General features: G+C 65.0%; 19 protein-coding genes. All 19 read right to left on the reverse strand.

Annotated features, from left to right (window positions below; genetic code table 11):
• Window positions 1-1,831: primosomal protein N' (locus AC3WRR_RS34620; RefSeq protein ID WP_492299454.1), on the reverse strand; the 1,831-nt coding region annotated here is incomplete at its 3' end.
• 572 nt (window positions 1,832-2,403) lie between these two features.
• Window positions 2,404-3,495 (reverse strand): uroporphyrinogen decarboxylase, encoded by a 1,092-nt coding sequence (gene hemE / locus AC3WRR_RS34625; protein WP_010811259.1) that lies wholly within the window; start codon window positions 3,493-3,495, stop codon window positions 2,404-2,406.
• A gap of 52 nt (window positions 3,496-3,547) precedes the next feature.
• Window positions 3,548-4,498 (reverse strand): alpha/beta hydrolase, encoded by a 951-nt coding sequence (locus tag AC3WRR_RS34630; RefSeq protein WP_010811260.1) that lies wholly within the window; start codon window positions 4,496-4,498, stop codon window positions 3,548-3,550.
• A 50-nt stretch (window positions 4,499-4,548) separates the two neighbouring features.
• Entirely contained in the window at window positions 4,549-4,989 is a 441-nt protein-coding gene (locus tag AC3WRR_RS34635) for a CoA-binding protein (RefSeq protein WP_010811261.1), read from the reverse strand.
• Between the two features lie 694 nt (window positions 4,990-5,683).
• A complete protein-coding gene (locus tag AC3WRR_RS34640) occupies window positions 5,684-6,100 on the reverse strand; it encodes a F0F1 ATP synthase subunit epsilon (RefSeq protein ID WP_010811262.1) in 417 nt (138 codons plus the stop codon).
• 96 nt (window positions 6,101-6,196) lie between these two features.
• Complete coding sequence (gene atpD / locus AC3WRR_RS34645; RefSeq protein ID WP_010811263.1) at window positions 6,197-7,600, reverse strand: F0F1 ATP synthase subunit beta; 1,404 nt, start codon at window positions 7,598-7,600, stop codon at window positions 6,197-6,199.
• A 33-nt stretch (window positions 7,601-7,633) separates the two neighbouring features.
• Entirely contained in the window at window positions 7,634-8,509 is an 876-nt protein-coding gene (gene atpG, locus AC3WRR_RS34650; protein WP_010811264.1) for a F0F1 ATP synthase subunit gamma, read from the reverse strand.
• 74 nt (window positions 8,510-8,583) lie between these two features.
• Window positions 8,584-10,125, reverse strand: a complete 1,542-nt coding sequence (gene atpA, locus AC3WRR_RS34655) for a F0F1 ATP synthase subunit alpha (protein ID WP_010811265.1) — start codon at window positions 10,123-10,125, stop codon at window positions 8,584-8,586.
• A 39-nt stretch (window positions 10,126-10,164) separates the two neighbouring features.
• Entirely contained in the window at window positions 10,165-10,707 is a 543-nt protein-coding gene (locus AC3WRR_RS34660; RefSeq protein WP_010811266.1) for a F0F1 ATP synthase subunit delta, read from the reverse strand.
• A 2-nt stretch (window positions 10,708-10,709) separates the two neighbouring features.
• A complete protein-coding gene (locus AC3WRR_RS34665; protein WP_010811267.1) occupies window positions 10,710-11,180 on the reverse strand; it encodes a F0F1 ATP synthase subunit B in 471 nt (156 codons plus the stop codon).
• A 99-nt stretch (window positions 11,181-11,279) separates the two neighbouring features.
• Window positions 11,280-11,546 (reverse strand): F0F1 ATP synthase subunit C, encoded by a 267-nt coding sequence (gene atpE / locus AC3WRR_RS34670; RefSeq protein WP_010811268.1) that lies wholly within the window; start codon window positions 11,544-11,546, stop codon window positions 11,280-11,282.
• Window positions 11,547-11,608: 62 nt separating this feature from the next.
• Complete coding sequence (gene atpB / locus AC3WRR_RS34675) at window positions 11,609-12,475, reverse strand: F0F1 ATP synthase subunit A (protein ID WP_037025280.1); 867 nt, start codon at window positions 12,473-12,475, stop codon at window positions 11,609-11,611.
• A 231-nt stretch (window positions 12,476-12,706) separates the two neighbouring features.
• Window positions 12,707-13,210, reverse strand: a complete 504-nt coding sequence (locus AC3WRR_RS34680; protein WP_010811270.1) for an ATP synthase subunit I — start codon at window positions 13,208-13,210, stop codon at window positions 12,707-12,709.
• 356 nt (window positions 13,211-13,566) lie between these two features.
• A complete protein-coding gene (locus AC3WRR_RS34685) occupies window positions 13,567-14,469 on the reverse strand; it encodes a ParB/RepB/Spo0J family partition protein (RefSeq protein WP_010811271.1) in 903 nt (300 codons plus the stop codon).
• 14 nt (window positions 14,470-14,483) lie between these two features.
• Window positions 14,484-15,257, reverse strand: coding sequence for a ParA family protein (locus AC3WRR_RS34690; RefSeq protein WP_010811272.1), 774 nt, complete (start codon window positions 15,255-15,257; stop codon window positions 14,484-14,486).
• Between the two features lie 84 nt (window positions 15,258-15,341).
• Window positions 15,342-16,043, reverse strand: a complete 702-nt coding sequence (rsmG, locus tag AC3WRR_RS34695; protein ID WP_011616232.1) for a 16S rRNA (guanine(527)-N(7))-methyltransferase RsmG — start codon at window positions 16,041-16,043, stop codon at window positions 15,342-15,344.
• Window positions 16,044-16,064: 21 nt separating this feature from the next.
• Window positions 16,065-18,023, reverse strand: coding sequence for a tRNA uridine-5-carboxymethylaminomethyl(34) synthesis enzyme MnmG (mnmG, locus tag AC3WRR_RS34700; protein ID WP_010811274.1), 1,959 nt, complete (start codon window positions 18,021-18,023; stop codon window positions 16,065-16,067).
• Between the two features lie 211 nt (window positions 18,024-18,234).
• Window positions 18,235-19,107: an N-formylglutamate amidohydrolase gene (locus AC3WRR_RS34705; RefSeq protein WP_011616233.1), complete on the reverse strand. Its 873-nt coding sequence runs from the start codon at window positions 19,105-19,107 to the stop codon at window positions 18,235-18,237.
• Window positions 19,108-19,110: 3 nt separating this feature from the next.
• The gene (locus tag AC3WRR_RS34710) at window positions 19,111-20,091 is read right to left on the reverse strand and encodes a tripartite tricarboxylate transporter substrate binding protein BugE (RefSeq protein ID WP_010811276.1); all 981 of its coding nucleotides are present in this window, start codon (window positions 20,089-20,091) and stop codon (window positions 19,111-19,113) included.
• Window positions 20,092-20,262: the final 171 nt, after the last annotated feature.

A 20,262-nucleotide genomic window follows, 5' to 3' on the forward strand; every position in this document is an offset into this window, starting at 1 on the left:
CTGCCCGCCCGGCCACCTGCATCAGCGAGGCGAACAGATGCTCGGCGGCGCGGAAGTCATGGCTGAACATGGCCGCGTCCGGATGGACGATGCCGACCAGGGTCACGCGCTGGAAGTCATGCCCCTTGGCCACCATCTGCGTGCCCACCAGGATGTCGACTTCGCCGGCATGGACTTCGTCGAACATGGCTTGCGCGCTGCCCTTGCGGCGCGTGGAATCTGCGTCGATGCGGGCGATGCGCGCCTGCGGGAAGCGCGTCGCCAATGCCTCTTCGATGCGCTGCGTGCCACGCCCCAGCGGCGCGATGTCGACGTTGCCGCAGTCCGGGCAGTGGTGCGGCACCGGCGCCTCCAGGCCGCAGTGGTGGCAGCGCAGGCGCCGTTCGGGGCGGTGCAGCACCAGGTAGGCCGAGCAGCGCGGGCAGCCCGACAGCCAGCCGCAGCTGTCGCAGGCAATCACCGGCGCGTAGCCGCGGCGGTTCAGGAACAGCAGGCTCTGCTCGCCGCGCGCCAGGCGCGCGTCGATGGCTTCCAGCAGCGGCACCGACAAGCCTTCGAACAGCGGGCGCTGGCGCTGGCGCTCGTGGTTCAGGTCGACCAGGCGCACTGTCGGCAGGGTCGCTTCGGCCTGGGCGCGCTCGCGCAGCACCAGCTTGCGGTAAGTGCCCTGCCCGGCCCGCCACCAGGTCTCCATCGACGGCGTGGCCGAACCAAGCACCACGGCAATGCCGCGCTGCTTGGCGCGCCACACCGCCAGGTCGCGCGCCGAGTAGCGCAGCCCTTCCTGCTGCTTGTAGGAAGTGTCGTGTTCCTCGTCGACCACGATCAGCGCCAGCGCCGGCAGCGAGGCCATCACCGCCATGCGCGTGCCCAGCACGATGCGGGCCTCGCCGCGGTGCGCGGCCAGCCACTGCAGGCTGCGCTCCTGGTCGGCCAGGCCGCTGTGCAGCACCGCCAGCGGCAGGTGCGGGAAGCGTGCAGCGATGCGGGCCTGCAGTTGCGGGGTCAGGTTGATTTCAGGCACCAGCATCAGCACCTGGGCCTGGGGGTCGCGTTCGAGCAGCGCCTGCATCGCATGCAGGTAGACCTCGGTCTTGCCGCTGCCGGTCACCCCGTGCAGCAGGAACGGCGCGAAGCCCTCGGCCTCGGCAATTGCCTGCACCGCGGCGCGCTGCTCGTCGTGCAGCGGCGGCGCGGCCGATGGCGGCTGTGCGGGGTCGGTCGGCAGCAGGGGGCGCGCGGTGCGACTGGCCTCGACCCAGCCGGCGGCCTGCCATTCGGCCAGCCGCGCCGGTGCCGCCGCGCACAGCACGCGGGCGTCGGCCAGCGTCAGCGGCTCGGCCGCGGCGGCGCGCTCGGCCAGCGCCTGTGCCAGGGCGCGCACGCTGCGTGCGCGTGGCGGCACGGCGGCCAGCAGGGCCTCTGCATGCCCGGGCAGCAGGCGGTATTCGTCGGTGCGGGCACGCTGGGCCAGGCCCGGCCAGCCCTCGGCCTCGCGCAAGGCCGGCGGCAAGGCCGGCAGCATCACTTCGCCCAGGCGGCGCTGGTAGTAGCGCGCGGCAAAGGCGGCCAGCCCGATCCAGTCGGGCTGCAGCGGCGGCATCCATTCCAGGCGCTGCGCCACCGGGCGTAGCCGGTCGGCGGGCACATCGAAGCTGTCGGCGTACGCCACCGCCACGCCGACCATGCTGCGGCGACCGAACGGCACCACCACCAGGTCACCCGGGGCGACCTCGGGCGTGGCGAGATAGTCGAAGCAGTCGTCGGCGGGGGTGTCCAGCGCGACCCGGATGACTGACTGCGCGGCGGCGGTCGGCATCACGGCGCCCATCGCCGTGCTGTCCTCGACCACCGGAAGCGCGCCGCTAGCTGGCGCCATGCGGCCCTTCCTGGTGCACCGCAGTTGCGCAACCTTTGTGCAACGGGCGCCTGGCGCAATAAGAGTGGAAATCTAGTGTGCGGCGCAACATCAACTTAAAGTAAAACTTCAAATGTGGCCCTAAGTCGATGATAGATGACTGGTTTTCCACTAATTCCACCGCCCCTGTGGATAACTTTGTTGAAAAGTCGCACTGGCTGGCCGGGAAGCCCCGCGAAACAAGGGATCCACCGGCATCGGGCCTTCCTTTGCAATTCTTCCAAATCCTTAAAAATCAAGGGCTTGCAAACATCCCCCGGATAGGTTAGGGAATAACCCTGTTCCGCACTGCGGCAAACCTATCGGTGTGCATAAGTCAAGTACCGCCAGTCAAGTCCGAGCACCTTTTTGGCGAATGCTGGCGAAAAAGTTAACTTGACAGGGTCCGGCGGCGCGGCTCCCGCAGCACTGGGTACGCTGGGGCGCCGGTGCGCTGCAGCGCAGGGCACCGCAGCAGCAGCCAGGCCGGCCGCATACTGTCATCGTCACTTCTGCCCGGCGCGCAGCTTGCGGCTGTGGCGATGCACTTCATCCACCAGCACCGAGACGTTATCCGGCGGCGTGAACTGCGAGATGCCGTGGCCAAGGTTGAATACGTGGCCATCACTGCCCCCGGCGGCGGCATAGCTGTCCAGCACGCCGCGCACCTGCTCGCGGATCGCGGCCTCAGGGGCGAACAGCACGGTCGGGTCGATATTGCCCTGCAGCGCCACGCGCCCGCCGGTGCGGCGGCGCGCTTCGGCCAGGTTGACGGTCCAGTCCAACCCGATCGCGTCGGCGCCGGTGTCAGCCAGCGCCTCGAGCCACAGGCCGCCGCCTTTGGTAAAGACGATCGCGGGCACCTGTTGGCCATCGTGCTCGCGCTTCAGGCCGGCCAGCACCCGGCGCATATAGGCCAGCGAGAACGCCTGGTACATGCCGTCGGCAAGCGCCCCGCCCCAGGTGTCGAAAATCATCACGGCCTGCGCGCCGGCTTCGATCTGGGCATTCAGGTATTCGGTCACCGCCTGGGCGTTGATCTCGAGAATGCGGTGCATCAGGTCCGGGCGGCCGTACATCATCGCCTTGACCGTGCGGAAGTCGTCCGAGCCGCCGCCTTCGACCATGTAGCAGGCCAGCGTCCAGGGGCTGCCGGAAAATCCGATCAGCGGCACGCGCTGGCGGCCGTCCTGGACCAGTGCGCGGCGGATTTCGCTTACCGCGTCAAAGACATACTGCAGCGACGCCATGTCCGGCACGGCCAGTTTCTGCACGTCGGCTTCGGTGCGCAGCGGATGGGCAAAGCGCGGGCCCTCGCCCTGCGCGAACGACAGGCCCAGGCCCATCGCGTCGGGCACGGTCAGGATGTCGGAAAAGAGAATCGCCGCGTCCAGCGGATAGCGGTCCAGCGGCTGCAGTGTCACTTCCGTGGCGTAGGCCGGGTTCTTGGCCAGCCCGAGGAAGCTGCCGGCGCGGGCGCGCGTGGCGTTGTACTCGGGCAGGTAGCGGCCCGCCTGGCGCATCAGCCACAGCGGCGTGTATTCGGTCGGCTGGCGGCGCAGCGCGCGCAGGAAGGTATCGTTCTGCAGTGCGGTCATGGTCATCCTCGTAAGACCGCCATTCTAAGGGATGGCCGCGGCTGGATGCCGCTCAGACGTCGTCGATCATCCCGGTGAAGGCCGCTGCGGCACGCCGCATCCATTCGCGCGCGCGTTCGGCATCGGGCTGCAGCCGTGCGAAGCCGTGGGTCATGCCACTGGCCTCGATGGTGACCACCAGGGCGTCGTGGCGCACCAGGAAGTCGGCATAGGCCAGGCCGTCGTCGCGCAGCACGTCGTGCGCGGCCACCATCAGCACGGTGGCGGGCGGGCGCACCAGCGGCGCGGCCATCAGGTGCACGCGGTGGTCGGGGTGGGCGGTGCCCTCCGCCAGGGCCTCGGCGCCGATGAACTGGGTCCAGAACCAGGCCATCTCGTCACGCGTCAGGCCGGGACCGTCGGCAAAGGCGCGGTAGCTTTCGGTGCTGAGCACCGGTGCCGTCACCGGATAGATCAGCAGTTGCGCATCGACCTGCACCGCGCCGCCGCCGTTGAGCTGCTGCGCTGCCTGCGCCGCCAGGTGGCCGCCGGCGCTGTCGCCCGCCACGGCCAGGAAATCGGTCGCCAGCCCGAGTGCCTGACGTTCACCGGCGAACCACTGCACTGCCTCGGAGGCATCGTCGCAGGGAGCCGGGAACGCGTGCTCGGGTGCGAGGCGGTAGTCGACGCTGGCCACCGCGCAGCCCGTGTCGGCCGCAAGCAACGCTGCAACCGTATGGTGCGTCTGCGGCGAGCCGATCACCCAGCCGCCACCGTGGAAGTAGACCACCAGCCGCGGCGCGGTCTCGCCGGCCGGGCGGAACAGCCTGGCGCCCAGCGAGCGGCCGGAGAGCGCAAGCTCCAGGTCCTGCACCGTGATGCCTGCCGGATCCGGCAACAGCGACGCCGCCGCGATCTCGGCAAAGCGGGCCCGCTGCGCGGGAATGTCGGCAGGCGCGGGCGCATTGGCATAGCGCTCCGCCAGGCGGCGGTAATAGGCAAGCAGTTGCGGATCGATGGCCATGGTTGGCGACTGATGGGAAAGCGGAAAAAGAAAGGGTGCCGGGGCGGGAATCAGTCCAGCCCGAGCTGGCGCGTCAGCTCGACCTTGCTGCAGCAATCCTGCACCGCCAGCAGGCCGGCATCGGCAGCGCGGCGCACGGCGTGGTCGTTGACGATGCCCAGCTGCAGCCAGACACCCTGTGCGCCAATGGCGATGGCCTCATCGACCACGCCCGGCGTTTCCTCGGCACGGCGGAAGATGTCGACCCACGCGATGGGGCTGCCTGCTGCCGCGGCAGCGTCGGCGGCTTCGCGCAGCGTGGCGTGGCAGGTCTCGCCCAGAATGCGTTCGCCGGCATGACGCGGATTGACCGGCACGATCCGGAAGCCATGGTCCTGCAGGAATTCCGCAACCTCATGACTGGGACGCTCCGGGCGGTCGGACAGGCCGACCACGGCCACGGTCTTCATCGCCAGCATGGCTTGTATGGCTTGCTGCATCTCAGGGCGCATCGCGTCTCCGGGTGGACAAGGGCGGGCCCGCGGACATGCAAAAACGCAACGCGAAGGCCACAGACGTCCTGAATCGTAACCGGAATTGTCACGCAGGGATTGGTGGGGGAGCGAACATGGAAATCGCGTCATCAAAGATAATACAACGACACGTTTCTGCGGCTAACGTGACGTGAACGCGTGAAAATATGCCGAATACGCCAGATCCCGGCGCCTCTGGCTTTCAACTTCTTGCAAAACGATACATTTTGTTACTGCCATGCCGGGGAGTTTCCCCCACAATACATTGACACACCCGGTGTCCGGCGTGTGGCGCCCCAGTAAATAAGGCTGTGCAGACTTAAAGGGGCGTGGTGAAGAAAGCCTTTTGAAGCAGTAACCCGATTTTCCGATCCAGCAGATCGCCGCTGGACCGGAGCACCAGGCAGACCGTTGCAGCGCGTGGCCTTTGCGGCCTCTGGTCGGATATTGGATATCCGTTGCGCCTTGATTGTCGACCTGGACCGAACCCGTTCCTTCGAATTGACCCCTCGAAGGGATTTTCCCGTCCGCGCGGAGCCTCCCCGGCCCGCGCGCTTTTTTTTGTCCAGGCGGGATAAAAGCATATCGCCACGCCCAAGAAAAAGGCAGCCATGCGGCTGCCTTTTTTCATTGTCGCGCCAGAAAAACAACAGCGCGACAAGCCACTAATTGCTTACTTCTTACGACGCAGGCGGGCGATGGCAGCCAGTTGGGCAGCCGCCACGGCGAGCTCGCTCTGAGCGCGTGCCAGATCCAGATCGCTGCTCTGGTTCTGCATCAGCTCTTCGGCAGCACGCTTGGCTTCCTGCGCCTTGGCTTCGTCCAGGTCGCCACCGCGGATAGCGGTGTCGGCCAGCACGGTGACGTGCTTGGGCTGGACTTCGAGAATGCCGCCGGCAACGAACACGAACTCTTCGCTGCCGTCTTCCTTCTCGATCCGCACCGCACCCGGCTGGATGCGCGTGATCAGCGGCGTGTGGCCCGGCAGAATGCCCAGTTCACCCGACTCGCCCGGCAGCGCCACGAACTTCGCCTGGCCGGAGAAGATCGACGCTTCCGCGCTGACGACGTCTACAAGAATGGTTGCCATATCAGATCCTTTCTCCAATCGCTTTGCTCAGGCGGCCGGACACGCAGGGGTGGCCGGCCATCACTCCCACCGCCAGGCGGGAGTGATGAGCAAGGCTTACTGGAGCTTCTTGGCCTTTTCGAAGGCTTCGTCGATCGAGCCGACCATGTAGAACGCCTGCTCGGGCAGGTGATCGCACTCGCCGTCCACCAGCATCTTGAAGCCGCGGATGGTTTCCTTCAGCGGCACGTACTTGCCCGGCGAACCCGTGAACACTTCCGCCACGTGGAACGGCTGCGACAGGAAACGCTGGATCTTACGAGCGCGGTTCACTGCCAGCTTGTCTTCCGGCGACAGTTCGTCCATGCCCAGAATCGCGATGATGTCGCGCAGTTCCTTGTAGCGCTGCAGGGTCTGCTGAACGCGGCGGGCCACTTCGTAGTGTTCCGTGCCGACAACCTGCGGGTCCAGCTGGCGCGAGGTCGAGTCCAGCGGATCCACTGCGGGGTAGATACCCAGTGCAGCGATGTCACGCGACAGCACCACGGTCGAGTCCAGGTGCAGGAAGGTGGTTGCCGGCGACGGGTCGGTCAAGTCATCCGCAGGCACGTACACGGCCTGGATCGACGTGATCGAGCCAGTCTTGGTCGACGTGATACGTTCCTGCAGCTTGCCCATTTCTTCTGCCAGCGTCGGCTGGTAGCCCACGGCGGAAGGCATACGGCCCAGCAGTGCGGACACTTCGGTACCGGCCAGCGTGTAGCGGTAGATGTTGTCCACGAAGAACAGGATGTCACGGCCTTCGTCACGGAAGCGCTCGGCCATAGTCAGGCCGGTCAGCGCCACGCGCAGACGGTTGCCCGGCGGCTCGTTCATCTGGCCGAACACCATGGCCACCTTGTCGAGCACGTTCGAGTCCTTCATTTCGTGGTAGAAGTCGTTCCCTTCACGGGTACGCTCGCCCACGCCGGCGAACACCGACAGACCGCTGTGCTGCTTGGCGATGTTGTTGATGAGCTCCATCATGTTGACGGTCTTGCCCACGCCGGCACCACCGAACAGGCCCACCTTGCCGCCCTTTGCGAACGGGCAGACCAGGTCGATCACCTTGATGCCGGTTTCCAGCAGGTCAACCGACGGCGACAGTTCGTCGAACTTCGGGGCCTTCTGGTGAATCGCGCGCAGCTCGTCCGAGGCGATCGGGCCGGCTTCGTCGATCGGGCGACCCAGCACGTCCATGATGCGGCCCAGCGTGCCGTGACCGACCGGCACCGAAATCGGGGCGCCGGTGCTCTTCACTTCCATACCGCGGCGCAGACCGTCCGACGAGCCCAGGGCGATGGTACGCACCACGCCGTCACCGAGCTGTTGCTGGACTTCGAAGGTCAGGCCCTTTTCGGCGAACGAGGCGTCGCCGGAGTCTTCCAGCACGAGCGCGTCGTACACCTTCGGCATTGCGTCACGGGGGAACTCGATGTCCACCACGGCGCCAATACACTGCACAATATTTCCGATACTCATTTCGTATCTCCGATAGCTTGAATTCGTGACGCCTTAGACCGCAGCTGCGCCGCTGACGATTTCCGACAGTTCCTTGGTAATCGCGGCCTGACGGGTCTTGTTGTAGACCAGTTGCAGTTCGCCGATCACGTTCTTGGCGTTGTCGGACGCAGCCTTCATGGCCACCATGCGCGCCGATTGCTCGGACGCCATGTTCTCGGCCACGGCCTGGTACACCAGCGCCTCGACGTAGCGGACGAGCAGCTCTTCCACTACGGTCTGGGCGTCGGGCTCGTAGATGTAATCCCACGAGTAGGCGCGCTTCTCTTCTTCGGTCTGAACCAGCTTGTCGGCGGCGAGCGGCAGCAGCTGCTCGACCATCGGTTCCTGCTTCATCGTATTGATGAACTTGGTGTACGCCAGGTACACCGCGTCGACCTCACCATTGGTGAAGGCATCGAGCTGGACCTTGATCGCGCCGATCAGCTTTTCCAGATGCGGGGTGTCACCGAGGTGCACCACGTGCGAGATCACCTTGGCACCGACGCGGCCCAGGAACTGCATGCCCTTGGTGCCGATGGCGGTGGCTTGCACGTCCACGCCGCGGCCCTGCAGGGTCTTCAGTTCATTGGTGACGGCGCGCAACACGTTCGTGTTCAGGCCGCCACACAGCCCCTTGTCGGTCGTGACCACGATCATGCCGACGCGCTTGACTTCGCGTTCCTGCATGAACGGGTGCTTGAACTCGGGGTTGGCCGTAGCCAGGTGCGCCGCAATGTTGCGCACCTTCTCGGCGTAGGGACGGGCACTGCGCATCCGCTCCTGCGCCTTGCGCATCTTGGACGCGGCGACCATCTCCATCGCCTTGGTGATCTTGCGCGTGTTCTGCACGCTCTTGATCTTGGTTCGAATCTCTTTCGTTCCGGCCATATCTTCCTCTCCATCCGAACCAGCGCCGCGCCGGCGTGAGCCAGGCGCGGCGGCGGTGTCGTGGAATCACGCGGTTAGAACGCGGCGGACTTCTTGAAATCCTCGACAGCGGCACGCAGGGCGGCTTCATCTTCCTTCGAGAGCTGCTTGGTCTCTTCGATGCGGTTGATGAGATCGGCGTACTTGGTCTTCAGATGGTCGTGCAGGCCCTTCTCGAACGGCAGAATGTCCTTCACTTCCACGTTGTCGAGGAAGCCGTTGTTGGCGGCGAACAGCGACGCGGCCAGCTGCCACACTTGCAGCGGCTGGTATTGCGGCTGCTTGAGCAGTTCGGTCACGCGGCGGCCGCGTTCGAGCTGCTTGCGGGTGGCATCGTCCAGGTCCGAGGCGAACTGCGCGAACGCAGCCAGCTCACGATACTGGGCCAGGTCGGTACGGATACCGCCGGACAGGTTCTTCACCACCTTGGTCTGGGCTGCACCACCGACGCGCGACACCGAGATACCGGCGTTGATAGCGGGGCGGATACCAGCGTTGAACAGGTCGGTTTCCAGGAAGATCTGGCCATCCGTGATCGAGATCACGTTGGTCGGAACGAACGCGGACACGTCGCCGGCCTGCGTTTCGATCACCGGCAGCGCGGTCAGCGAACCGGTCTTGCCCTTGACGGCGCCGTTGGTGAACTTCTCGACGTAGTCGGCGTTCACGCGGGCAGCACGCTCCAGCAGGCGCGAGTGCAGGTAGAACACGTCGCCCGGGTAGGCTTCGCGGCCCGGCGGGCGGCGCAGCAGCAGCGACACCTGGCGGTAGGCCCAGGCTTGCTTGGTCAGGTCGTCATAGACGATCAGCGCGTCTTCGCCGCGGTCGCGGAAGTACTCGCCCATGGTGCAGCCGGCGTACGGTGCCAGGTACTGCATGGCGGCCGAGTCCGAAGCGGCGGCGGCCACGACGACGGTGTATTCCATCGCGCCGTGCTCTTCCAGCTTGCGCACCACGTTGGCGATCGTCGAAGCCTTCTGGCCGACTGCCACGTAGACGCAGAAGACGCCCTTGCCCTTCTGGTTGATGATGGCGTCGACAGCGACGGCGGTCTTGCCGGTCTGGCGGTCGCCAATGATCAGCTCACGCTGGCCACGGCCGATCGGCACCATCGCGTCGATCGACTTCAGGCCGGTCTGCACCGGCTGGCTCACCGACTGACGCGCGATCACGCCCGGGGCGACCTTCTCGATCACGTCCGTTTCCTTGGCGTTGATCGGGCCCTTGCCGTCGATCGGCTGGCCCAGCGTGTTCACCACGCGGCCCAGCAGTTCCTTGCCCACCGGCACTTCCAGAATGCGGCCGGTGCACTTGACCGTGTCGCCTTCGGAAATATGTTCGTACTCACCCAGCACCACGGCGCCGACCGAGTCGCGCTCGAGGTTCAGCGCGAGGCCGAAGGTGTTGCCGGGGAATTCCAGCATCTCGCCCTGCATCACGCCGGACAGGCCATGCACGCGGCAGATGCCATCGGTCACGGAGATCACCGTGCCGGTATTGCGCACTTCAGCTTCAGCGCCAAGGCCCGAGATGCGGGACTTGATCAGCTCGCTGATTTCTGAGGGGTTCAGTTGCATCACAATGCTCCTAATTCTTCAATCCGTCGGCCGGTGCGGTCAGGCGGTCAGCGTGGCTTGCATGGCAGCCAGGCGCGAACGCACGGAGGTGTCGAGCACTTCGTCGCCGACCTTGACGCTCACGCCGCCGATCAGGGACGGGTCCACCGCCACCTGCGCGTACAGCTTGCGGCCGAACTTGCGTTCGAGTGCAGCGACCAGGTCGTTCAACTGCGAACCTTCCAGCGGGAATGCGCTGGTGATCTCGACATCCGACGACCCTTCGCGGGCGTTCTTGAGCACATGGAACTGCTCGGCGATTTCCGGCATCACCGTCAGGCGGCCGTTATCCACCAGCAGCTTGACGAAGCGGCGAGCCTCGTCATTCAGCGGGGACTTCAGCACCGACAGGAACAGTTCGGCCAGCTTGTCGCCGGGAACGTTCGGATCGCCGGCTACCGCCTTCATGTCGGGATTGGCAGCAACCTGCCCCATCTCCGACACCAGCTCGGACCATGCACCCAGGTTGCCTGCGCTCGATTCGCTGGCGACGCGGAACAGCGCCTCAGCGTAGGGACGGGCAATGGTTGCGGTTTCAGCCATGATTAGAGCTCAGCCTTGAGTTGATTGAGCAGGTCGGTGTGGACCTGCGCGTTCACTTCACGCTTGAGGATCTGCTCGGCACCCTTGACGGCCAGCACGGCAACCTGGTCACGCAGTGCTTCGCGTGCGCGGGTAACCTGCTGTTCTGCTTCGGCCTTGGCCTGGGCAATGATGCGTGCGGCTTCTGCCTGGGCGTTTTGCTTGATCTCGTCTGCCGTCAGCTGGGCGCGCTTCTCGGCGTCAGCGACGCGTTGTGCACCCTCGGTGCGGGCTTCGGCCATAGCCTGGTCCACACGCTTGTTGGCGAGTTCGAGCTCGGCCTTGCCCTTCTCGGCAGCGGCGAGGCCATCGGCGATCTTCTTTGCGCGTTCGTCGAGCGCCTTCACCAGCGGCGGCCAAATGAATTTGGCAACAACCCACCACAGGATGAAGAACACGACCATCTGCGCAAAAAACGTTGCGTTCAGATTCATGGTGTGTTCCTTTCGGTAATCAAACTACAGATAAATGCACAAAAGGCGGCCAGGCTGGTGGCCCGCGCCGCCCGTCAGCATCATGCAGACCGAAAAGAATTACTTGATGACAGCCAGCAGCGGGTTGGCGAAGGCGAACAGCATTGCAACGCCCACGCCGATCAGGAATGCCGCGTCGATCAGGCCAGCCAGCAGGAACATCTTGGTTTGCAGCGGGTTCATCAGCTCGGGCTGACGTGCGCAGGCTTCGATGTACTTGCCACCCATCAGGGCGATACCCAGGCAGGCGCCGATAGCGCCCAGGCCGATGATGATGCCGATACCGATGGCGGTCAGACCCTGGATGTTGGCGAGAAATTCTTGCATGACGACTCCTTTAATTTAGAGAGACTTAGAACCAAAAAACCAAAAAACCAAAAAACCGAAAATCAGTGGTGATCGTGAGCCTGGCCGATGTACACCAGCGTCAGCATCATGAAGATGAAGGCCTGGAGCAGGACGATCAGGATGTGGAAGATCGCCCATACCGCGCCGGCCAGCACGTGGCCGACAAAGCCCAGCGCGGACAGGTCGGCGCCGAACGTCCAGATCGAACCCAGCAGCGCGATCAGCAGGAACACGAGTTCGCCGGCGTACATGTTGCCGAACAATCGCATGCCGAGCGAAACGGCCTTGGCCAGGAATTCGATCAGGTTCAGGACCAGGTTGAACGGGGCCAGATACCACTTGGCGCCGAACGGGGCCGAGAACAGTTCGTGCATGAAGCCGCCCGTGCCCTTGATCTTGAAGCTGTAGTAGATCATCAGCACCAGCACCGAGCACGACATGCCCAGCGTGCCGTTCAGGTCGGCCGTGGCCACTGCACGGTGGTGGGGGATGTGCAGGTGGAAGATGCCGAGGACTTGATTCAGGCCGTTGACCCAGTCCACCGGGATCAGGTCGATCGCGTTCATCATGGTGATCCAGCAGAACACCATCAGCGCCAGCGGCGCGATCCACGAACGGTCGCCGTGGATGATGCCCTTGGCCTGGTCATCGACCATCTCGACGATCATCTCGACGAAGGCCTGGAAGCGGCCCGGCACGCCGGCGGTGACGCGGCGCGCGGCGGCGTACAGGAACAGCACGGCGATGGCGCCGCACAGCACGGACCAGAACACCGTGTCGTAGTTGATCACGGAGAAATCGACCACCGACGCTTGCTTGCCGCCGACCGAGTTCAAGTTCTGCAAGTGTTCGGCGATATAGCCGGAGGGTGTCAGCGCGTGTTCGGCGCCTTGGGTAGCATCAGACATGTCGATACGAACGGTATATTGCGAAATCTTCAGGCCGCGCGCCGCCACTGTCTGGCCAACGCCCGGTACGCAACTTGCATTGCCTTCGGCGGATTCGCCGGTCACCGCAATGCAAGCGGGGTCCAACCTTGGCCGTGTCCGGTGTCACCACTGTGAAACCGGCACGGCAAATCTTGATATTCCGTCTTGGTGCCCCATTTCCGGATGAGGCACCGCCTTCGTGCGGCCGGCCTAGCGGATCACCAGAGCCACCACCAAATATGTCTTTAGCGCCAGCAGGAACGTGACCAGCATCGGCACCCAACGCAGATCCCGGTACAGCACCACCACCAGCACCAGCAGAGCCGCCGTGCCAAAGACCTTGATCGCCTCGCCCAGGACCAGTCCGCCGACCGAAGCCCGGTCGCGCGCCAGCCACAGGCGGAACGCGAAGAACCCGCTCGGCACGAAGCACACCATGCCGCCGAACAGCGCCGACCAGCCATACGGGCCGGCCTCTTTCGCGAACAGCGCCCAGCACAGTGCCGACAGCAGGGTGACCATCACCTGCGCCAGGACAACCTTGCCCGGGGTCATGCGCGAAGGGCGCAACGCGCGCTCACCAAACAGCGTCACCGCCTCGGCGTGCGACAGCGGATCGACAGCCTCTTCCTCACGGTCTGCGCCTTCTTTCCAGTCGTCCCAGTCATCTTCCTGACGGGACCCGGCGCCTCGCTGCTGACGGTCTTGAACCACTACTGCTCGCCTTATTCCAGGCCGGAACTTTTCGGCCCGACCAGAATTCAAACCGCACGATTTTAAGGGGAACTACTGATTCGCGTCAATCTGCTTACATTTAGCTTGCAGTGTGTTGCGCACAACGGTTGCCATCACGATGCCATGATGGCTTCACAAAAATTGCGCAGCAATAATGTTTGACGTAATTGGATTGCGCAGCGAACCCTGCGCATGATGAGGGATTACCGGGTACGCCGTACGTATACCGGTCCCAGGAACGGACACTGCAGCGTACACGCAACAGTCATCGCCGCAATGGCCGTTAATCGCACCGAATTGCGCACGCAAAGTTACGCGCGCCTTGGCACCCTGCCTCAGGCGACCTTCTGCTTTTCAGTCGATTCGCGCAGCCGCACGAGCACGCCTTCAAGCGCGTCGTTGTCGCTGAAGTGGATGGTGAGCTGGCCCTTGCCGCGCGCGCCCAGCTTGATCTGCACCGCCAGGCCCAGCGCATCGGACAGTTCTTCTTCCAGCCGTGCCACGTCGCGCACGTTGTTGGCGCCCTTCTGCTTGAGCGACTTCAGGTCGAACGGCTTGAGCGTGGATGCCACCAGCTTCTCGGTCTCGCGCACAGACAGCCGCTTGTTCACGATCTGGTTGGCCAGCGTGATCTGGTTGGCGCCGTCCACCGCCAGCAGCGCGCGCGCGTGGCCCATGTCGAGGTCGCCCGCCATCAGCATGGTCTGCACCGGTGCGGCCAGGTTCAGCAGGCGCAGCAGGTTCGACACCGCGCTGCGCGAACGGCCGACCGACTCGGCCGCCTGCTCATGCGTGAAACTGAACTCGCGGATCAGGCGCATGATGCCCTGCGCTTCTTCCAGCGGATTCAGGTCTTCGCGCTGGATGTTCTCGATCAGCGCCATCGCGGCCGCGGCTTCATCGGCCACGTCCTTCACCAGCACCGGCACCTTGTCCAGGCCGGCGAGCTTGGACGCGCGGAAGCGCCGCTCGCCCGCGATGATTTCATAGCGGTCCGGCTCGGCCACACGGCGCACCAGGATCGGCTGCATCAGGCCCTGCGCGCGGATGCTGGCGGCCAGTTCCTGCAGCGCGCCTTCATCCATGCGCGTGCGCGGCTGGTACTTGCCCGGCTGCAACTGGTTCAGGCGCAGCACGGTGGGCGCACCCTCCTGCTTCACCGATTCAACGATTTCGGCCGGCCCGCCCAGCAACGCTTCAAGGCCGCGGCCCAGGCCCTTTTTCTTTGCAGTGCTCATGCTTGCCCTCTCCTTCAGCCCAGCTGCCTGACGCGCGCGATCATCTCGGCGCCGAAATCCAGGTACGCCTTGGCGCCCTTCGATGACGGATCGAACGCCACGCCCGGCATGCCATAGGACGGTGCCTCGGCCAGCCGCACATTGCGCGGGATCAGGGTCTTGAAGACCTTTTCACCGAAGTGCGATTCCAGCTGCGCCGACACCTGCTGCTGCAGCGTGACGCGCGGATCGAACATGACACGCAGCAGGCCGATCACCTGCAGGTCGCGATTCAGGTTGGCGTGCACCTGCTTGATGGTGTTGACCAGATCCGACAGCCCTTCCAGCGCGAAATACTCGCACTGCATCGGCACGATCACGCCATGCGCGGCGCACAGGCCATTCAGCGTCAGCAGCGACAGCGACGGCGGGCAGTCGATCAGCACGAAATCATATTCGTCATTGACCTCTGCGATGGCCTGCCTGAGGCGGCGCTCGCGCTGGTCCAGCTCGACCAGTTCCACTTCCGCGCCGGCCAGTTCGCGGTTGGCGGGCAGCACATCGTACCTGCCGGTCTCGGAACGCTGGCGCGCCTGCTTGATGCTGGCCAGGCCGACCAGCACCTGGTACACGCTGTGCTCCAGCGCCTGCTTGTCGATGCCCGAACCCATCGAGGCATTGCCCTGCGGGTCCAGGTCGACCAGCAGCACGCGCTGGTCCTGCGCGGCCAGGCCGGCGGCGAGGTTCACCGTGGTGGTGGTCTTGCCTACCCCGCCCTTCTGGTTTGCGATCACGAATACCTTGGCCATAAGCTACTGAGGCTCCTGCTTCAATTCATCCGGCCAGCGCGGGGCTGGCAGTTCGCGGCGCTGCACGCAGCGCCGCGGCGTACGTCATGCGTGGGCGCTTGCGCGCCGCGACAGCACCACCAAGTGGCGCTCGGCATCCAGCCCGGGCACGGTGATGCGGGGAACCGCATCGACCTGCCATTGCGCCATCAGCCCGGCAGCTTCCATGCGGTCCAGCTCGGCCTGTGGATAAACCCCCTTCATGGCGATCAGCTTGCCGTGCGGTGCAAGGAGCTGGCCCGACAGGTTCACGAAATCAGTCAATTCCGCAAACGCGCGCGAGGTGATCACGGCAAAGCCGCTGGCATCGTCGAGCTTCTCCACCGGCCCCCAATGCGCCGCGGCATTGGAGAGCCCGAGTTGCGCACGGCACTGGGTCAGGAAGGCGGTCTTCTTCTGCACGATGTCCACCATCAGCACCGACACGTCGGGACAGGCGATGGCCAGCGGCAGGCCGGGCATGCCGCCGCCCGAGCCCACGTCCAATACCCTGCCCCGCGCCGGCGTGCCTACCTCTGCGGCACGCGCGGCTTCGGCCAGTGCCGGCACGGCGGCGAGCGAGTCCAGCATGTGATGCGTAAGCATCTCATCGGGGTGGCGGATTGCGGTCAGGTTGTAGACGCCGTTCCATTTGCGCAGTAGCGCCAGGTAGGCAAACAAGGTGTCGATCTGGGCCGGCGCCAGCGCCAGTCCGATCTGGGCCAGACCGGCTTCAAGGCGACGGCGCTGCGTGGCGTCGTCGGTCATGGTGTGTCGCGGACCGGGCACTCAAGCAGCCTCTTCAGAGTTGCCCGAAGGCGCGCCCGACTCAGCGCGCGTGCGCCCCAGCCCCTTCTTCTTCAGGTGCACCAGCAGCAGCGAGATCGCGGCCGGCGTCACGCCGGAAATGCGCGAGGCCTGGCCCAGCGTTTCCGGACGATGCTGGTTCAGCTTCTGGCTGACCTCGAAGCCCAGGCCACGCACTTCGGTGTAGTCCAGCCCTTCCGGCAGGCGCGTCGACTCGTTGGCTTCCAGCTTGTCGACCTCCGCCGCCTGGCGGGCGATATAGCCGTGGTACTTGATGCCGATCTCGATCTGCTCGCGGATCTGCTCTGCCAGCATCGGCTCGGCGTCCAACGGCGTTTCCGGGGCATGGCGGCCACCCTGCAGCGCCATCAGTGCCTCATAGCGGACTTCTGGCCGGCGCAGCAGGTCGGCCAGGCTGTACTCGCGCTCGATCGGCTTGCCCAGCAGCGGCACGGCGTCTTCGCCCGGAAGCATCGCGGGGTTCACCCATGTGCTCTTCAGGCGCTCTGTTTCACGTGAAACAGCGTCGCGCTTGCGGTTGAAGGCATCCCAACGCGCATCGTCGACCACGCCCAGTTCACGGCCAACCTCAGTCAGCCGCATATCGGCGTTGTCTTCCCGCAGGCTCAGGCGGAATTCCGCGCGGCTGGTGAACATGCGGTACGGCTCGGTCACACCGCGAGTAATCAGGTCGTCGACCAGCACACCCAGGTAGGCCTGGTCGCGGCGCGGCGTCCACGCATCGCGTTCGCGCACATAGCAGCCAGCATTGATGCCGGCCAGCAGGCCCTGCGCGGCGGCTTCTTCATAGCCGGTGGTGCCATTGATCTGTCCCGCAAAGAACAGGCCGCTGATGGCCTTGCTCTCCAGCGATGCCTTCAGCCCGCGCGGATCGAAGTAGTCATACTCGATCGCATAGCCGGGGCGCAGGATATGCGCGTTCTCCATCCCGCGGATCGAGTGCACGAGTTCCAGCTGCACGTCGAACGGCAAGCTGGTCGAGATCCCATTGGGGTAGAACTCGTTGGTGGTCAGGCCTTCGGGCTCCAGGAAGATCTGGTGGCTTTCCTTGGTGGCAAAGCGATGGATCTTGTCCTCGATGCTGGGGCAGTAGCGCGGCCCTACCCCTTCGATCACGCCGGTGTACATCGGCGAGCGGTCCAGCCCGCCACGAATGATGTCGTGGGTACGGCTGTTGGTATGGGTGATCCAGCACGGCAGCTGTTGCGGGTGCTGCTCCGGACGACCCAGGAAGGAGAACACCGGCACCGGATCCAGGTCGCCGGGCTGCTCTTCCATCACCGAGAAATCGATGGTGCGGCCGTCGATGCGCGGCGGCGTGCCGGTCTTCAGGCGGCCTTGCGGCAGCTTCAGGTCCTTCAGGCGTGCCGACAGCGACACTGCTGCCGGGTCGCCGGCGCGGCCGCCGGTGTAGTTGTCTAGCCCGACGTGGATCTTGCCGTCCAGGAAGGTACCGGCGGTCAGCACCACCGCGCGGGCGCGGAAGGCGATGCCCACCTGGGTCATGGCGCCGACTACGCGATCGCCCTCCACCATCAGGTCGTCCACCGCCTGCTGGAACAGCATCAGGTTCGGCTGGTTCTCCAGCCTTGTACGGATGGCCTTGCGGTACAGCACGCGATCAGCCTGGGCGCGCGTGGCGCGCACCGCAGGGCCCTTGCTCGAGTTCAGGATGCGGAACTGAATGCCGGACTCGTCCGTGGCGGCGGCCATGGCACCGCCCATGGCGTCCACTTCCTTGACCAGGTGCCCCTTGCCGATGCCGCCGATGGACGGGTTGCAGCTCATCTGGCCCAGCGTCTCGATGTTGTGAGTCAGCAGCAGCGTCTGGCAGCCCATACGGGCCGCGGCGAGTGCAGCTTCAGTGCCGGCATGGCCACCGCCGACGACGATGACGTCGAATTCTTTTGGGTAAAGCATGGGACACCTCCTCCGGGAGGCTGGCGGGAAAATACGGGAATGCGAAATTATAGCGGCAATCGACTAGCCGCCTTCCGATGGTAACCATGTTTCACGTGAAACATGGCGTTGGCGATACCCGGCGAGTCGCTCGAAAGCGACGTTATGTTCCACGTGAAACAAAAAGGCCGGGCACATGGCCCGGCCTGATGTTTCACGTGGAACAAGCGCCTCAAAGCTGCGCGCGGATATAGCCCGTAACCTGCTGGGTCAGCTTGTCAAGATCGCGCTGCAAGGTGGCGAACCCGGCATTGCGCTCGCGCGTCACCTCGTCCATATACAGCGGCCGCCGGATTTCGATCTGCAGGCTATTGCGCCGCTCGGCCGGCCGGCCAATCTGCGCGATCAGCTGCACGCCCTTGTACGGGTCGTTGCGAGCCACCGTGTAGCCCATGCCGCGCAGTTCCCGTTCGACCAGGTCGACCAGTCCCGGCTCGCAGGTGGTGCCGTCACGGTCGCCCAGCACAAAGTCCGCCAGCGGATGCGGGCTGGCGATCTTGAGCCGCTCGTAGGCGTTGTTGGGCATGGAGTGCAGGTTCAGGTGCCAGAGCGCGCCAAAGCGCTGGTGGGCGCCCTCCACGGCCTCGGCCAGCGCCGCATGGTATGGCCGGTAGTAGCGGTCTATACGGGCCTGCACTTCCGTCACGGACAGGCGGCGGTCATAGATCGGCGTGCTGGCGTCGACCCGGCTCCAGATCAGGCCGAAGCCCAGCCGCGTCTTCGGCCCCGGGGCCAATGCCGTCGGCCAGGTGCCGTCGAGCTGGGCCGGGTCGATGTCGTCGGGCATCCGGTTCGGGTCGATATAGACCCGCGGGAAAGTGGCCGCCAGCAGCGTACCACCTGCTGCGGGCACGGCCTCCCACAAGGCATCGACGTGGGTATCCTCGCCGCCACGCAGGCGCGCGGCCGGGATCGCCGCACCGAAGTCAGCCGGGTACTCGGTACCGCTGTGCGGCGAGTCGCATACCAGCGGCAGCGCCTCCCCTTCCGGCAGGCGTACGATGACCGGCGGCAGTACCGCAGCTTGGTTGATTGCCTCCGCCATGCCTCAGTCCAGCTTGATATCGGCAGCCTTGGCCACGCGGGCGTAGCGCGCCATCGCCTGCTGGATCTGCGCCTTGAACTGCTCCGGCGTAGTCGGCACCAGCGTGCCGCCGGATTCTTCCACCTTGCGCTTGAACTCGGGGTTCTGCATGGCCTTGTGGATCGCCTGGTTCAGCCTGGCGACGATGGCGGGCGGCGTATTCGCGGGCGCGACGATGCCGAACCAACCGCCGTCGCCCATCTCCTTGTAGCCCAGTTCTGCATAGGTGGGTACGTTTGGCAACTGCGGCGAGCGCGTGGCGCCAAGCACCGCCAGCGCGCGCAGGCGGCCCGATTTCACGTGAGGCAGCGCGGAGGCCAGGTTGTCCGAGATTGCATTGACCTGCCCTGCCACCGCGTCATTGAGTCCAAGGCCGGCGCCCTTGTACGGCACATGCAGCAGCTGGATCTTCGCCAGCATCTGGAAGTTCTCAAGATTTACGTGGCCGAGGGTCCCTGTGCCCGGCGAGGCAACTGAATACTTCCCCGGATTGGCCTTGGCTAAGGCAATAAACTCCTGCATGGTTTTCGCCGGCACGCTCGGATGCACCGTGAATACGCTCGGCATCGACACCACGTTGGTGATCGGGGCAAAGTCCTTGATCGGGTCGTACTTCAGCTTCGGGTACACCGCCGGGTTGGAACCATGCGTGCTGACCGTGGCCATGCCGATGGTGTAGCCATCGGGCGCGGCGTTGGCCACCTGCTCCATGCCCAGCGAGCCGCCGGCTCCGCCCTTGTTCTCGACCACGATCGACTGGCCCAGCTCGCGGCCGGCAAACTCTGCCACCAGGCGCGCCGACAGGTCGGTGGAGCCACCCGCCGCGAACGGCACGATCAGACGGATCGGGCGCGTCGGGTAATTGGCTTGCGCGAACGCGTTGCCGGCAAAGGCCAGCGTGGCAGCGGCGGCGGTACCGGACAGCAGCAGCTGGCGGCGGGACATCCTGGCTCGGATCACGGGGATTCTCCTGTTGGTTTTGTGCATGAACCGGACGAGTGTCAGCCGTTTACCGGGCGGGCACAAACGACTATATTGCACGTTTGCATTACCAAAGATCATCCTGCGGCGGCCGCTCCGGCAGCCGTCCCGCCCGTGCTCCCCACCCCCCCCCAG

This window comes from Cupriavidus sp. FW305-3-2-15-C-LB2 (assembly GCF_058787575.1).

Excerpts from the sequence above, each read along its gene's own strand:
- AC3WRR_RS34635 (WP_010811261.1), bottom strand. The coding sequence starts at position 4,989 with ATGCGCCCTGAGATGCAGCAAGCCATACAAGCCATGCTGGCGATGAAG.
- hemE (WP_010811259.1), bottom strand. The coding sequence starts at position 3,495 with ATGACCGCACTGCAGAACGATACCTTCCTGCGCGCGCTGCGCCGCCAG.
- atpB (WP_037025280.1), bottom strand. The coding sequence starts at position 12,475 with ATGTCTGATGCTACCCAAGGCGCCGAACACGCGCTGACACCCTCCGGC.
- AC3WRR_RS34690 (WP_010811272.1), bottom strand. The coding sequence starts at position 15,257 with ATGGCCAAGGTATTCGTGATCGCAAACCAGAAGGGCGGGGTAGGCAAG.
- atpE (WP_010811268.1), bottom strand. The coding sequence starts at position 11,546 with ATGCAAGAATTTCTCGCCAACATCCAGGGTCTGACCGCCATCGGTATC.
- atpA (WP_010811265.1), bottom strand. The coding sequence starts at position 10,125 with ATGCAACTGAACCCCTCAGAAATCAGCGAGCTGATCAAGTCCCGCATC.
- AC3WRR_RS34710 (WP_010811276.1), bottom strand. The coding sequence starts at position 20,091 with ATGTCCCGCCGCCAGCTGCTGCTGTCCGGTACCGCCGCCGCTGCCACG.
- AC3WRR_RS34705 (WP_011616233.1), bottom strand. The coding sequence starts at position 19,107 with ATGGCGGAGGCAATCAACCAAGCTGCGGTACTGCCGCCGGTCATCGTA.
- AC3WRR_RS34685 (WP_010811271.1), bottom strand. The coding sequence starts at position 14,469 with ATGAGCACTGCAAAGAAAAAGGGCCTGGGCCGCGGCCTTGAAGCGTTG.
- rsmG (WP_011616232.1), bottom strand. The coding sequence starts at position 16,043 with ATGACCGACGACGCCACGCAGCGCCGTCGCCTTGAAGCCGGTCTGGCC.
- mnmG (WP_010811274.1), bottom strand. The coding sequence starts at position 18,023 with ATGCTTTACCCAAAAGAATTCGACGTCATCGTCGTCGGCGGTGGCCAT.
- AC3WRR_RS34630 (WP_010811260.1), bottom strand. The coding sequence starts at position 4,498 with ATGGCCATCGATCCGCAACTGCTTGCCTATTACCGCCGCCTGGCGGAG.
- AC3WRR_RS34665 (WP_010811267.1), bottom strand. The coding sequence starts at position 11,180 with ATGAATCTGAACGCAACGTTTTTTGCGCAGATGGTCGTGTTCTTCATC.
- AC3WRR_RS34640 (WP_010811262.1), bottom strand. The coding sequence starts at position 6,100 with ATGGCAACCATTCTTGTAGACGTCGTCAGCGCGGAAGCGTCGATCTTC.
- AC3WRR_RS34660 (WP_010811266.1), bottom strand. The coding sequence starts at position 10,707 with ATGGCTGAAACCGCAACCATTGCCCGTCCCTACGCTGAGGCGCTGTTC.
- atpD (WP_010811263.1), bottom strand. The coding sequence starts at position 7,600 with ATGAGTATCGGAAATATTGTGCAGTGTATTGGCGCCGTGGTGGACATC.
- atpG (WP_010811264.1), bottom strand. The coding sequence starts at position 8,509 with ATGGCCGGAACGAAAGAGATTCGAACCAAGATCAAGAGCGTGCAGAAC.